A 13618-nucleotide genomic window follows, 5' to 3' on the forward strand; every position below is an offset into this window, starting at 1 on the left:
ACCGCACGTAGCCTGGCAGCGACGCGCCGACAGCGAAGGCCGGGTACCGGAACGAGGGGATGAGGCGTATGACCACGACCGTCCACACCGACTACCGGGTCGTCGACCCCGCCACCGGCGAAACCGTCCAGGAGTACCCACAGGCGACGAACGAGCAGATCGCGGGAGCGCTGCGGCAGACGCACGAAGCCTTCGAGGCCTGGCGCCGTACGCCGGCGACCGAACGGGCCGCGGTGCTGACCCGCGTGGCCGAGCTGTACGAGCAGCGCAGGGACGAGCTCGCCGCCGTGATCACCCAGGAAATGGGCAAACCGATCGCGCAGGCGGCCGCGGAGATCGGCATCGTGGTGTCGATCTACCGTTTCTACGCGGACAAGGGGCCGTCGTTCCTCGTCGACGAGGAACTCGACGTGGCCTCCGGCGGCCGGGCGGTCGTACGCAAGGAACCGGTGGGCACGCTGCTCGGCATCATGCCGTGGAACTACCCCCACTACCAGGCCGCGAGGTTCGCCGCCCCGAACCTCATGCTGGGCAACACGATGCTGCTCAAGCACGCGCCGCAGTGCCCGCGGTCCGCACTCGCGATGGAGCGAATCCTCGCCGACGCCGGCCTACCGGACGGTGCGTACGTCAACATCTTCGCGAGCAACGAACAGGTCGCCGAGCTGATCGCCGACCCGCGACTCCAGGGCGTCTCGCTCACCGGGTCCGAGCGCGCGGGTGCGGCGGTGGCCGAGGTCGCCGGGCGCAACCTGAAGAAGGTCGTCCTCGAACTCGGCGGCTCCGATCCGTTCCTCGTTCTCGGGACCAACGACCTGGAACGCGCGGTACGGCAGGCGTTCGTCGGCCGGATGGGCAACGCCGGGCAGGCCTGCAACGCCGCCAAGCGCATCATCGTGCTGGACGAGCACTACGAGCCGTTCCTGGAAGGCTTCGCCGCCGCCACCCGGGAGGTGCGTCCCGGCGACCCGGCCAGCGCCGACACGTTCATGGGCCCGCTGTCGTCGGAGAACGCGGTGCGGATGCTGGCCGAGCAGGTGGACGACGCGGTCGGGAAGGGCGCCACCGTGCTGGCCGGCGGGCGGCGGATGGATCGGCCGGGTGCGTGGTACGAACCCACTCTGCTCACCGGTATCCGGCCGGGGATGCGCGCCTACACCGAGGAACTCTTCGGGCCGGTGGCGATGGTCTACCAGGTGGGCTCGGAGGAGGAGGCGGTCGAGCTCGCCAACACCACGCCGTACGGTCTCGGCGCGTGCGTCTTCAGCGACGACGAGCAGCAGGCACGGCGGGTCGCCGACCGGCTCGACGCCGGCATGGTGTTCGTCAACGCCTTCGTCGGCAGTGCGGCCGAGCTCCCGTTCGGTGGCGTGAAGCGCTCGGGGTTCGGCCGGGAGCTCGGGCGCCACGGCATGGAGGAGTTCGTCAACCACAAGCTGATCCACTTCAGCGGCTGAGCGGTCCGGCTCGGTGTTCGCGGGTCAGGTGGTCGCCTGGTCAGGTCAGGCCAAGCAGGTGGAGCGCCTCGGCGCCGAGGCGCTCCGCGGTGCCAGGGGCGAACGCGGCCTGCTCGCCGTAGTAGAAGTGCGCCTGCTCCACCTCGTACCCGCCGGCGGCGTACTCCTCGCGGGTGGGGAAGTAGCCGGGGCATCCGTCGGCGTACCCGAACACCACAAGGGGTTCCGGCGCCGCGGCGGCTCGCAGCGCCAGCGCGGTGGCCGCGAACGGTTCGCCGGGCAGGGCGACCAGCCGGACGCCGGACCAGTCGAGCACGCTCACCCGGGCGGTCCAGCTGCTGCCGTCCAGGCGTTGGAGGTCCAGCTCGGCCGAACGCGAACCGACCGGTCCGTCGACAGGTCCGGTCCCGGTGTCAAGGACCGCTTGCGCGATTGCCGTACCGGCGCGTTCGCACGCGGGGTAGGTACGGGCGTCGTCGGAATGGAGCGTGGAGGCGCTCGCGGAGTGGCCGGTGTTGGCATCACCGCAGCAGCCGGTGAGGAAGACCGCGACGGCACCAGGATGGGCAAGTTCGAGTTGACGGCGGACCACCCCGGGATAGTCGGCCGTCCACAACGTGTTGTCCGCGCCGAGTACGACCGGATGGCAGGCGTAGGCGGTGACGACCGCGACGGTCGCACCGGCCTCGTCCGACCACACCAGCACCGGCAGGGCGGGGTCGGTCGGGCCGTCGGGACGTCGCCGGTTGCGGGCCACGCCCGGGTCCGCGCCGGTGCCGAAGCGCAGCCGGGCCGGTCGGGCGTCGCGAAGCGCCGTCCGTACGGCGTCGACGCAGGCGTCCTCCAGCATGCGGAGGTGACCGGGGTCGACCGGCCCGCCCAGCCGGCCCGGAACCACGGCGGGACCACCGTGGGTGTGGGTGGCGGCGACGACAACTTCGGTGAGCTCGGTGAGGCCGGCTGCACCAGTGAGGTCGCCGCCCAGCAGGCGTTCACGGATCCGGCTGCAGGTGTCCTCGTGTAGCCCGCAGACGTCCACCGTGACGACCGCGGTGCCGTCGACGGTCACCGCGCGGACGGTCAGCGGGTCGTGCGTGCCGGTCGCGGGGGAGGTACGGGCGAGGAAGCCGGACATCGCCAGCCCCGACGGCGGGGTGACGTCCACCGTCGCCGCACCGACCCGGCTCACCCCACCACCGGAGTTCCGGCGACGACGACGCGGTCCACCGTCAACGTCGGGTTGCCCGGGCTCCAGTCGAACGTCACCAGGTCCGCGGGCGCACCCACCTCCAGCCGGCCGCGTCCACCCACGAACCGTCCCGGTGAGCTCGTCGCCAGCGCCAACGCCTCGGCGAGGGAGAACCGCCCGAGGTTCGCCACGTGTGCCACGCCGTCGGTGACCGGGCGCGCCGCACCGGCGAGGTAGGGCGTACCGACGTGGGAGAGCCGGCCTTCGGCGGACAACTCCACCGCACCGCCCACCGGCGTCTGGTAGACCCCGGGTGGAGAGCCGGCGAGGGTGGTGGCGTCCGACACCAGGATCGACCGCGCCGGGCCCTTGGCCGCGAGCATGGCGACCAACGTGTCGGCGGGCAGGTGGTGCCCGTCGGCGATGAAACCGGCGGTGAGGCGATCGTCGGCGAGCTGTGCCCACACGTAGTTGGGATGACGGGGGAGCACCGCGTGCGCGCCGTTGCCGAGGTGCGTCGACAGGCTCGCGCCGGCGTCCGCGGCCGCGTGGATCTGTTCGGGGGTGGCGCCGGTGTGCCCGACCGAGACCCGCACCCCGCGGTCGACGAGCGCGCGGATGTACGACGCACTGCCGTCAAAGTGCGGCGACAGGGTGACCATGCCCACCAGGCCCTCACCGGCCCGCTGCCAGCGGTCGAACTCCGCGATGTCCGGCGGGCGGATCTGGTCGGCGTCGTGCACGCCACGCGGCCCGTCCTCCGCGGACAGGTGCGGGCCTTCCACGTGGACGTACGGAACGACGTGCCGCACCATCGGGTCGCTCGCCCGAGCCGCCGCCACCCTGCGCAGGCAGGTGACGACGTGCTCCTCGGCCGCGGTGACGATGGTCGGCACCACCGTGGTGACCCCGACCTTCCACAGCGCCCGCACCATCGCGCCGATCGTGTCCGGACCGGCGTCGGCGGCGTTCACGTCGAATCCCGCGAAGCCGTTCACCTGCAGGTCGACCAGGCCAGGGGCCAACCAGGGTTCGGTTTCCCCTGTGCCCGTGGAGCTGTCGGTGCTCCCGGCGCTGTCGGCACTGTCAACGTGGACTTGCACGATCAGACCGTCGGCCACCTCGACCGTGCACCGCCGGCCGGTCGCGGGGTCTCGGCCGGTGAGCTCGAACGCGTGTCGCGGGTTCTCCGGTCCCGCTCCGGGTTCAGTCGAGCGCACCGGCGGAGTCCTGGTCGAGGTAGAGGACACACGAGGGGTGCGTACGCAACGCTGTCGCGGGGCAGGCCTCGCCGATCGGGTCGTTCAGCGTACGCCGGACCGCCTCCGCCTTCGCCTGTCCCGGCACGACGCAGAACAGGCGGTCGGCCTCGAGCAGCCGGGGCACGGTCAGCGTCAGCGCTCGCGGCGGAACGTCGTCGAAGGTGGGGAAGCAGCCGTCGTCGACCTGCTGTTGGCGGCAGGTGTCGTCGAGCTCGACCACCTTCACCGCCGCGGGGTCGGCGAAGTCGGCGACCGGCGGGTCGTTGAAGGCGATGTGCCCGTTGACGCCGATGCCCAGGCACACCAGGTCGATCGGGTCGGCCGCCAGCAGGTCGGCGTACTCCCGCGCCCGCCGGTCGGGGTCGCCGTCGGTACGCATCAGGTGCACCTCCTTGAACGGCACCCGGTCGAAGATCGCCTGCCGAAGCCACTGCCCGAACCGCTGCGGCGCGTTCTGCGGCAGTCCGATGTAGTCGTCCATCTGGAACGCGGTCACCCGCGTCCAGTCGATGCCCACCTCGGCCACGAGCGCGTCCAGGGTTTCCTGCTGGCTCGGCGCCGCGGCGAACACCATCCGCACGGAGTTCTGGTAGCTCAGGCGCTCACGCAGCTGCGCGGCGACGTCGGCCGCGGCCGCGTAGCCGAGGCTCACGCGGTCGGGAAAGACGCGGACGATCGGTTCGGTCACTGGTGGTTCCTCTCGACGTCGTTGGGTGTTCGGTGGCCGTCGCCGGGCGCGGCGAGGAGTTCGGCCTGCAGCAGCAGCGCGCGGGCGATGTGGAACGGGTCCTTCACCGGCAGGGCGACCGTGCGGTCCAGCGGTGCGCCGTCGCGTGAGCGGATCTGCACCCACTCCTTCCCGCGGCCGGCCGGGAACGTGCCGTATGTGTAGCTTCGCAGCCGCTCGTGCCACCGCGAGAGTTCCGGTGCGTACGCCGGAAACCGTGCGGCCAGCAACCGCGTCGCGTACAACGCCTCGGCGTGCGGCCACCACAGCTTGGTGGCCCTCTCGCGGACCAGCACCTCGTAGGGGTCGTCGAGCGTCCGGCCACGCGGCTGGCCACCGTCACGGTCGACGTAGCGGAACAGCCCGCCGTGCTCGTCGTCCCAGCCGACCCGCAACGCGTGCAGGGCCGCCTCGGGAATCCAGGCCCGGTCGCCGTCCGCGCCGAACGCGTCGGCACCCAAGGCGTCGGCCACACCTGGCACGTTGTCCGCCGCGTGCACCAGGAACCACAGACACTCCAGGGCGTGCCCCGGTGTGCGGTGCCGGGCCAGCAGGGTCTCGTCGCGGCCCGGGACGCGCGGAACCAGCTCCCGCAGGTCGGCGCCCTCGCGCACTTCGCGCGCGATCGTGGCCGCCGCCTCGGCGGCGATCGCGGCGGCCGGGCCGCCGACGGTGCCGTCACCGGCGTCGCTGCCGGTCGCCCGGTGGACCTCCGTCGCCGTTCCCACACAGATCATCGGCAGCGACAAGGCGGTGAAGTCCGGGTGGATCGGGTACGGGTCGGTGCGCGCGTGCCCGCTCCGGGCCCGCTCCGCGGCGGACTCGAGCAGTGTCAACGCCAGCTTGCCCGCCTCGGCGGGATCGGCTCCGTCCGCGCCCTCATCGCCCTCAGCGCCCCGGCCGACCCGTGGTTCGCCGATCCGTGCCCAGGCGGCCAGGCCGAGCGCGACGAAGCAGTCGGCGAAGACGCTGGTGTGCAGGCCGGCCCCGGGGGTGGGTTCGTACGGAGTTCCGGCGGCGTCGGTGACGTACGCCGTGGTCGCGTCCGGCAGGACCGCGTGCGTACGAACGAAAGCCGCGCTCTGCCCGGCGAGCTCCCGCAGGTCCGCGGCGTCAAGCACACCTTGCGCGGGCAGCACGCCACGTTCGACCGCGTCGGCGGCGCTTGCCAGCAACCAGATCCAGCGCCCCTGGGACCAGGTGTACTTGTCGGTGGACAGCAGACGGTCGCCGGAGTTGTCCCAGCAGGTGAAGACGCCGCCGTGGGTGCGGTCCGGTGCGTTTCGCAGCCACCAGGCCAGCACGTCGTGCACCAGGTGGTCGACGATTCCGGCGTACTCACCGGACTCCGCGACACCGGCGCCGTGCGGACCGGGACCGTCGGGGCCGGCCGGCGGAGGTACCTCAGGCATGCGCGGTCACCTCGCCCTTCTCCTGCGCCGGGCCGGAGTCCTCCTCCGACAGCGCCGCGACCAGGGCCGCGCTGTCGGGGTCGTGCCAGGGTCGTACCAGGCCGACCACGACGAAGACAACGAACGAGCACAGGACCGGCCCGGCCACCGTGAACGTCGTACCCAGCGAGCCACCCAGCCCGGCGATCGCGTCGGCGAGGACGTACTTCACCAGCGCGAAGACCGCGAGACCGACTGCCCAGGAGGCGATCGCCGCGCTCGGCCCGCACCGCCGGAAGGCCGGCAGCAGTCCCAGCAGCATGGGAATCGCGATCGGCCCCACCAGCGCGCCGAACCACAACACGATCAGGCCGAGTACGCCGCCGAAGGAGTCCGCCGCCAGCGCGATGGCCATCGACAACGCGATGAACGCGAACACCGCGAACCGGCCCAGCGCGAGCTCGGCCCGCCCGCTCAGCGTCCGCGCTCCTCGCCACACCGCCGGCAGAATGTCGCGGAGTACCACCGCGGAGATCGCGTTGGCGTCGGAGGAGGTCATCGCCATCGTGTGCGCGAACATCCCGGCCAGCACCAGCCCGACCAGTCCCTGCGGCAGCAGGCTGGTGGCCAGCAGGGCGTACGACTGCGACGGGTCGGGGAGGTCCGGCAGCAGCACCGGCGCCGCCCACATCGGGAAGAACAGCACCAGCGGCCAGATGAGGTACAGCACGGCCGAGGTGAGCGCGGCCTTGCGGGCCTGGCCGCCGGTCGGCGCGGCGATGAACCGCTGGGCGAGGTTCCACGTGCCGCCGTTGTAGGAGAGCGTGGAGATGACGACGTAGGCCAGCACGAACCCGACGGTGTAGTCGCCGTGGAACGCGTCGCCGTGTCCTTCCGGCAGCCGGTCCCACAGCTGCCAGATCGCCGGAACGCCACCCAGTTTGGCGAGGACGACCACGAACATCGTCACCCCGGCGACCAACTGGATGAGGAACTGCCCGAAGTCGGTGAGCGCGTCCGCCCACAGCCCGCCGATCGTGGAGTAGACGAGGGTGACGCCTCCGGTGAGCAGGATGCCCCAGCCCAGCGGAACGCCGGCGAACACCTGCAACAGGATCGCGGTCGCCGCCCACTTCGCGCCCACGTCGAAGACCTTCAGCGCGGTGCCGCTCCAGGCGAGCAGTTGCTGGGCCGGCACGTTGTAACGCGTGGAGAGGTACTCCAGCGGGGAGATGATGCCGAAGCGCCTGCGCAGCCGGGGCCACCGCGGCGCGAACGTGAACGACCCGACGAGCATCGCGACGGTGATCGCCAGCGCCCACCAGACGTACAACGTGAAGCCGTCCTGATAGGCCACCGCGGCGTATCCCACGAACACCGCGGCGCTGTAGCCGGACATGTGGTGGGAGATGCCGGCGAGCCACCACGGCATCCGGCCACCGGCCACGAAGAAGTCCCGGGCGTCGTGGATGCGACGCCTGGCCCAGACCCCGATCCCGACCATCACCACGAAGTACGCGCCGAGCACCAGCCAGCCGAGCGTCCCCACCGTCACTCCTCCCGCACGGGGCATGGAATGACCGACGAGTCTTCCCTGCAAGCGGTTGCACGTCAATCGCGGACCGGGCGGGGGCGGTTGCCGATATCGGCAACCTGGCGGCGTTGTTCGTCCGTACGTCGTGTGCAACCGTTTGCAGGCATGACGGAGAACGCGCGCACGCCGATCGGTGCCGGTGCCGGTGCCGGTGCCGGTGCCGATGCAGGTGTCGGTGTCGCGGTCGTCGGCGCCGGCGTGATGGGCGCGGCGCACGCCGCGGTGGTGGCCGCCGATCCGCGCGCGAGGCTGGTCGGGGTGGCGAGCGTTCCCGACACGGCCGCGCGCGAGGTTGCCCGCCGCCACGGTGCGGAGCTGGCCACCGACGACTACCGCACACTGCTCCGGCGTACCGACGTCGACCTGGTGATCGTGGCCACACCGGACCACCTGCACACGCCGATCGCGGTCGAGGCCGCGCTGGCTGGCAAGGCGATCCTGGTGGAGAAGCCGCTGGCCACCAGCCTGGCCGACGCCGACGAGGTGATCGCCGCCGTCGAGCGGTCCGGCGTCGCGGCGATGACGTCGTTCAACCACCGGTGGATCCCGAGCTACGCGCAGGCCAAGGCCGCGATCGAAGCGGGCCGGATCGGCCGGCCACGGATGGCGTACGCACGCAAGAACGACCGGATCCACGTACCCACGCGGATGTTGTCCTGGGCGGCCGACACCACGCCCGCGTGGTTCCTGTCCAGCCACGACATCGACCTGGTGTGCTGGTTCTTCGGCGAGGACCGGGCGGTCGAGGTGTACGCCACGGCGGTGCGTGGAGTACTCGACGGGCACGGCGTGCACACCCCGGACGCGATCCAGGCGCAGGTGCGGTTCGCCTCCGGTGCGGTGGCGACGTTCGAGTCCTGCTGGACCTATCCCGACACCTACCCGACGATGACCGACTCCTTCGTCGAGGTGGTCGGTGAGCACGGCGTGGTGCACCTGGACCGCAAGGACGACCAGGTGGAGGTGGCCACGCCGACGGAGTTCGAGTACCCCCGTATCTCGATCATGCCGGTGCTGCACGGGGTGCCGGCGGGCGCGCTCGCCCACGCCGTCGGGCACATGGTCGGTTGCGTCGCCGACGGGACACCACCGTTGGTCAGCCTCGCGGAGAGCCGGCGGGTGACCGCGATCCTGGCCGCGGTGCACGAGTCCGTCGCCGGTGGCGGCCCGGTCCCGGTCGCGAGCTGAGCCGGGCGTCGTGGGACGAAGCGGCGAGCCACCGACGAGCGACGTATGAGCAACGGATGAGCGAGTCCACCCGGCGGCGGGGTGCGGCGCCGACGATCCGTGAGGTCGCCGCGGCGGCCCGGGTGTCACGCGCCACCGTCTCCCGCGCGTTCGGCCGGCCCGAACTGCTGCGCCCGGCGACGGTGGCGCACGTCCGCGCGGTTGCCGCCGAGTTGGGCTACCTGCCGAACGCGGTGGCGCGCGGGCTGTCCACCGGCCGGTACGCCACCATCGCGCTGGTGGTCCCCGACATCGCCAACCCGTTCTTCCCGCCGCTGGTGCGCGGCGCGCAGCAGGCGGCCGACCTGGCGGGGTACGGCGTCTTCCTCGGCGACTCCGACGAGGACCCCGCCCGCGAGGACGCGCTGCTGGCGAGGTTCACCGGGCAGGTCGAGGGGGTGGTGCTGGTGTCGTCGCGGCTGCGGGCCGCGAGGGTACGCGAGCACGCAGAGCGCCGGCCGGTCGTCCTGGTCAACCGCGACCTCGCCGGCCTGCCCCGGGTGCTCGTCGACCCCACCCGGGGGATGACCGAGGCGGTGGACCACCTCGCCGCGCTCGGCCACCGCCGGATCGCCTACGTCAACGGCCCGAGAACGTCGTGGGCGCACCAGCAACGGCGCCGCACCCTGCGGCGGGCCACGGACGCCCGTGGGCTGGAACTGGTGACCGTGGACGCGCGGCGGCCGACCTACGACGCCGGCATCGCGTGTGTGCCCGACCTGCTCGCCGGCGGCGCCACCGCGGCGGTGGCCTTCGACGACGTACTGGCGCAGGGAATCCTCGCCGGGCTCGCCGAAGCCGGCGTCGACGTGCCGGGAGACCTCAGCGTCGTCGGCTGCGACGACGTGGTGGCAGCGACCACCGCGCCGCCCCTCACCACCGTCTCGGCCCCGGCCGGGCAGGCCGGCCGCGCCGCGGTGGACCTGCTGCTCGGCCTGCTCGGCAACGACGACCTCCGGGACGCGAGGTACGTCGTGGACACCCGGCTGGTGGTCCGGTCCAGCACCGGCCCGGCCGGCGCCGGGTAGGCCGGGTCGCTACCGCGTAGGCCGGGTCGGTGCTGGACCGGGTGCGCCGGGTCAGTGCTCGGTGGGCCGGGTCAGCTCGACGGGGAGTTCCTTCGCGGCGGAACGGTCCAGCAGCCACAGCGTGCGCTGTCGGCCGTGTACGCCCGCCGCGGGGATCTGCACAGGTCCGGCACCGCCGAGGGCGAGGCGTACCGCCCCCGCCTTCTCCTCACCGGACGCCAGGAACCACACCTCGCGGGCGGAGTTGAGCGCGGGGAACGTCAGCGACAGCCTGGTCGGAGGCGGCTTCGGCGAACCGTGCACCGCCACCACCGAGCGCTGGTCCTCGTGCACCGCGGGATGTTCGGGGAAGAGGGACGCGACGTGCCCGTCGGGTCCCACGCCGAGCATGAGGACGTCGAACCGCGGGACCGGCCCGTGGTCCTCCGGCCGGGTCGCCGTGCGCAGTTCCTCGGCGTACCTGCTCGCCGCGTCTTCGGGACGCTTGCCGTCGGACCCGTTCGCGGCCGGCATCGGGTGCACGCGGTCAGCGGCGATGGGCACGTGGTCGAGCAGTGCCGCCCGCGCACCGGTCTCGTTGCGTTCGGGGTCACCGTCCGGCACGAAGCGTTCGTCGCCCCACCAGATGTCCAGGCGCGACCAGTCGATGGCGTCCCGGGCCGGTGCGTCGGCGAGCGCGGCGAGGACGGCGGTGCCGATGCCACCGCCGGTGAAGACCACGTGTGCGGTGCCGCCACCGGCCTGGCCGTCGACCAACCGGGTCACCAGGCGGGCCGCGACCGCGCGGGCCAGGAGGTCCTTGTCGGCGTGGACGACCACCTCGGGCGCGCTCATCAGGAGCCGTCCGAGTCGGTGCGGCGGCGCGTCGCCCGGCCGGCGCCCTTCGGGGCCCGCTCGGCAGCCGCTTTCTTTGCCGGTGCCTTCTTCGCGCTCGCCTTCTTGGCGGGTGCTTCCTTGGCCGCCACCTTCTTCGCGCCGGCCTTCTTCGCGCCGGCCTTCTTGGCGGGACCTTGCTCGGCCGCCACCTTCTTCGCGCCGGCCTTCTTCGCGCTCGCCTTCTTGGCCGGTGCCTTCTTGGCAGCCGCCTTCTTTGCCGGCGCCCGCTCGGTGGCTACTTTCTCCGCCGGGTCGGCCGCTCCGGCGGCCTCGTCAACGTCGGCCCCGCCGGTGGGATGCCCGTTCGCGGACGTACGCGCGGACTCGGAGGCCGAACCCCGGCCGTTGCCGTGGGCTCGTTCGAGGAGTTCGGCGACGGTCTCGGCGTACACGTCGTCGGGGTCGAGGCGACGCAGTTCCTCGGCCAGCAGCTCGAAGGTGTCCCGCCGCTTCAGCGCCACGTGGCGTTCGGGCTGGCCGGGCACGGAGTAGCGCGCCAGTCGCCCGTCGGGCCGGGTGATGGCGATGTCGCCCGCGTCGGTGTGCAGCACGGCCGCGGTGATGCCGGGTCCCCGGCTGGACTTCACCTTGGTCGGCACCCGCAGCCGCCGGCACAGCCACGCCGCCAGCAGGTCGGCGCTGGCGTTGCCGCGCTCGGCCTCGACGGTCGCGCCGGTCACCCGGCTGTGCGGCTGGTCCAGGGCGGCGGCCATCAGCGCCCGCCACGGCGTGACGCGGGTCCACGACAGGTCGGTGTCACCCGGCTGGTAGCTGCCGCAGTGGGAGACCAGCGTCTCCAGCGACCGGCGCGAGGACGCCGCGTCGGTCACCCGCCGCTGGGCCAGTCGGCCCACCGCATCCTGCGAGGGCACCTCGGGCGCCTTGTTCGGCCACCACACCACCACCGGCGACTCCGGCAGCAGCAGGGGCATCACCACCGACTCGGCGTGCCGGGCGAGGTCGCCGTACAGGCGGAGCAGGACGCTCTCACCGGACCCGGCCTCGCCGCCGACCCGGACCTCGGCGTCCAGCCGGGCCGAGCCGCGACCGCCGCGGGGGATGACGCCGAGGATGCGGGACGGGTGTTCCTTCGCCGCCTCCATCGCCGCCCTGAGCGCGTCGTAGTGGCTGCTCTCGTCGGCGACGACCACCAGCGTGAGCACCATGCCCATCGCCGGGCTGCCCGAGCTGGCGCGCGCCCTGACCAGCGCGGAAGCGATCTTGCTCGCGGTGGTGTCGGACAGGTCGATGATCACGGACGCCTCCAGGCCCGGCCGTCGCGGGCCAACATCTCGTCGGCGGATGCCGGCCCCCAGGTGCCGGCGGGGTACTGCTCGGGCTTGGCGTGCTCGGCCCAGTAGTTGACGATCGGGTCGAGGATCCGCCAGGACAGCTCCACTTCCTCGTGCTGCGGGAAGAGGGGGGAGTCGCCGAGCAGCACGTCGAGGATCAGTCGTTCGTACGCCTCCGGCGAGGACTCGGTGAACGCGCCGCCATAGGCGAAGTCCATCGTCACGTCGCGGATCTCCATCTGGCTGCCCGGCACCTTCGAGCCGAACCGCAGGGTGATCCCCTCGTCGGGCTGGATCCGCATCACCAGGGTGTTGTTGCCCAGCTCCTCGGTCGCGGTGGACGCGAACGGCAGGTGCGGGGCCTTCTTGAACACCACGGCCACCTCGGTGACCCGGCGGGCGAGCCGCTTGCCGGTCCGCAGGTAGATCGGGACGCCTGCCCACCGCCGGTTGTCGATGTCCAGCTTGACCGCGGCGTAGGTCTCGGTCCGGGACTCCGGCGAGATCCCCTCCTCCTGGAGGTATCCGCGTACCTTGATCCCGCCGGCCCAGCCCTCGGAGTACTGCCCGTGCGCGGTGTGCAGGTCGAGCCGGCGGGGCAGCTGGATCGCCGCGAGCACCTTCTGCTTCTCCAGCCGCAGGCTCGCCGCGTCGAAGCTCACCGGCTCCTCCATCGCGGTCAGCGCCACGAGCTGGAGCAGGTGGTTCTGGATGACGTCGCGGGCCGCGCCGATGCCGTCGTAGTAGCCGGCCCGGCCGCCGATGCCGACGTCCTCGGCCATGGTGATCTGCAGGTGGTCGACGTAATTGGAGTTCCAGACCGGTTCGAACAGCTGGTTCGCGAAGCGCAGCGCCAGGATGTTCTGGACGGTCTCCTTGCCGAGGTAGTGGTCGATCCGGAAGACCTGCTCGGGGGAGAAGACCTCCGAGACGATGGCGTTCAGCTCACGTGCGCTGGTCAGGTCGTGCCCGAACGGCTTCTCCACCACGACCCGGCGCCAGTGGTCCTCGCTCTGCTCGGCCAGGCCGTGCTTCTTCAGCTGGCGTACGGTCACCGGGAACAGCTTCGGCGGCACCGAGAGGTAGAAGACGTGGTTGCCGTTGGTGCCGCGCTCGCGGTCGAGGTCGTCGATGGTGGCGCGCAGTCGCTCGAACGACGCGTCGTCGTCGAGCTCGCCGGGTACGAACCGGAAGCCCTCCGACAGCTGCTTCCAGACCTCTTCGCGGAACGGCGTACGGGCGTACTCCTTGACCGCGTCGTGCACGACGCGTTCGAAGTCCTCGTGCGCCCAGTCGCGCCGGGCGAACCCGACCAGGGCGAACCCCGGCGGCAGCAACCCGCGGTTGGCGAGGTCGTAGACGGCCGGCATCAGCTTCTTGCGGGCCAGGTCGCCGGTGACACCGAATATCACCAGGCCGCACGGGCCGGCGATGCGCGGCAGCCGGCGGTCCTGCGGGTCGCGCAGCGGGTTGGTCTCGGCCGCCGACACCGCCGCCATCGGCCAGTGCAGGGGCTCGGTGTCGGCCGACACCCCCACGACGTTGGAGCCGGCGCCCCGCTGGGAGCCGGCTTCG

The 13618-nt window shown here is 72.3% G+C and carries 11 protein-coding genes; 3 read left to right on the forward strand and 8 right to left on the reverse strand.

The genetic code is table 11. From position 1 onward, the window contains the following. The first annotated feature begins 68 nt into the window (after positions 1 to 68). On the forward strand, positions 69 to 1457 hold the full coding sequence (locus F4554_RS10955; RefSeq protein ID WP_179787284.1) for an NAD-dependent succinate-semialdehyde dehydrogenase: 1389 nt from the start codon (positions 69 to 71) through the stop codon (positions 1455 to 1457). Between the two features lie 40 nt (positions 1458 to 1497). On the opposite strand, the gene F4554_RS10960 is transcribed toward F4554_RS10955, so the two are convergent. The 5 genes from F4554_RS10960 to F4554_RS10980 are packed head-to-tail and all read right to left on the reverse strand — an operon-like array spanning position 1498 to position 7575. Next, positions 1498 to 2646, reverse strand: a complete 1149-nt coding sequence (locus F4554_RS10960) for an alkaline ceramidase (RefSeq protein ID WP_179787285.1) — start codon at positions 2644 to 2646, stop codon at positions 1498 to 1500. Continuing rightward, positions 2643 to 3866: an amidohydrolase family protein gene (locus F4554_RS10965; RefSeq protein WP_179787286.1), complete on the reverse strand. Its 1224-nt coding sequence runs from the start codon at positions 3864 to 3866 to the stop codon at positions 2643 to 2645. Before F4554_RS10965 ends, F4554_RS10960 begins: the two co-directional genes overlap by 4 nt. Continuing rightward, positions 3853 to 4596, reverse strand: coding sequence for a 6-phosphogluconolactonase (locus F4554_RS10970; protein WP_179787287.1), 744 nt, complete (start codon positions 4594 to 4596; stop codon positions 3853 to 3855). Before F4554_RS10970 ends, F4554_RS10965 begins: the two co-directional genes overlap by 14 nt. Continuing rightward, positions 4593 to 6047, reverse strand: a complete 1455-nt coding sequence (locus F4554_RS10975; protein ID WP_179787288.1) for an AGE family epimerase/isomerase — start codon at positions 6045 to 6047, stop codon at positions 4593 to 4595. Before F4554_RS10975 ends, F4554_RS10970 begins: the two co-directional genes overlap by 4 nt. Further along, positions 6040 to 7575, reverse strand: a complete 1536-nt coding sequence (locus F4554_RS10980) for a sodium:solute symporter family protein (protein WP_337795965.1) — start codon at positions 7573 to 7575, stop codon at positions 6040 to 6042. Before F4554_RS10980 ends, F4554_RS10975 begins: the two co-directional genes overlap by 8 nt. Positions 7576 to 7725: 150 nt before the next feature. Here F4554_RS10980 and F4554_RS10985 point away from each other — a divergent pair, with 150 nt between their 5' ends. Further along, on the forward strand, positions 7726 to 8808 hold the full coding sequence (locus F4554_RS10985; RefSeq protein WP_179787290.1) for a Gfo/Idh/MocA family protein: 1083 nt from the start codon (positions 7726 to 7728) through the stop codon (positions 8806 to 8808). Between the two features lie 56 nt (positions 8809 to 8864). Then, positions 8865 to 9875 (forward strand): LacI family DNA-binding transcriptional regulator, encoded by a 1011-nt coding sequence (locus tag F4554_RS10990; protein WP_179787291.1) that lies wholly within the window; start codon positions 8865 to 8867, stop codon positions 9873 to 9875. Positions 9876 to 9926: 51 nt separating this feature from the next. Here F4554_RS10990 and pgl read toward each other — a convergent pair whose 3' ends face one another. From pgl to zwf, 3 genes are read right to left on the reverse strand one after another with little or no spacing between them, the layout of a single operon-like run. After that, positions 9927 to 10709, reverse strand: a complete 783-nt coding sequence (gene pgl, locus F4554_RS10995; protein ID WP_179787292.1) for a 6-phosphogluconolactonase — start codon at positions 10707 to 10709, stop codon at positions 9927 to 9929. Then, positions 10709 to 12007, reverse strand: coding sequence for a glucose-6-phosphate dehydrogenase assembly protein OpcA (locus tag F4554_RS11000; RefSeq protein ID WP_179787293.1), 1299 nt, complete (start codon positions 12005 to 12007; stop codon positions 10709 to 10711). The genes pgl and F4554_RS11000 overlap by 1 nt, the downstream gene beginning before the upstream one ends. Next, positions 12004 to 13542: a glucose-6-phosphate dehydrogenase gene (gene zwf, locus F4554_RS11005; RefSeq protein ID WP_179791439.1), complete on the reverse strand. Its 1539-nt coding sequence runs from the start codon at positions 13540 to 13542 to the stop codon at positions 12004 to 12006. Before zwf ends, F4554_RS11000 begins: the two co-directional genes overlap by 4 nt. Between the last annotated feature and the right edge of the window lie 76 nt (positions 13543 to 13618).

The organism is Actinopolymorpha rutila, from assembly GCF_013407855.1.
Classification (GTDB): domain Bacteria; phylum Actinomycetota; class Actinomycetes; order Propionibacteriales; family Actinopolymorphaceae; genus Actinopolymorpha; species Actinopolymorpha rutila.

Excerpts from the sequence above, each read along its gene's own strand:
- F4554_RS10975 (WP_179787288.1), bottom strand. The coding sequence starts at position 6,047 with ATGCCTGAGGTACCTCCGCCGGCCGGCCCCGACGGTCCCGGTCCGCAC.
- F4554_RS10985 (WP_179787290.1), top strand. The coding sequence starts at position 7,726 with ATGACGGAGAACGCGCGCACGCCGATCGGTGCCGGTGCCGGTGCCGGT.
- F4554_RS10955 (WP_179787284.1), top strand. The coding sequence starts at position 69 with ATGACCACGACCGTCCACACCGACTACCGGGTCGTCGACCCCGCCACC.
- F4554_RS10990 (WP_179787291.1), top strand. The coding sequence starts at position 8,865 with ATGAGCGAGTCCACCCGGCGGCGGGGTGCGGCGCCGACGATCCGTGAG.
- pgl (WP_179787292.1), bottom strand. The coding sequence starts at position 10,709 with ATGAGCGCGCCCGAGGTGGTCGTCCACGCCGACAAGGACCTCCTGGCC.
- zwf (WP_179791439.1), bottom strand. The coding sequence starts at position 13,542 with ATGGCGGCGGTGTCGGCGGCCGAGACCAACCCGCTGCGCGACCCGCAG.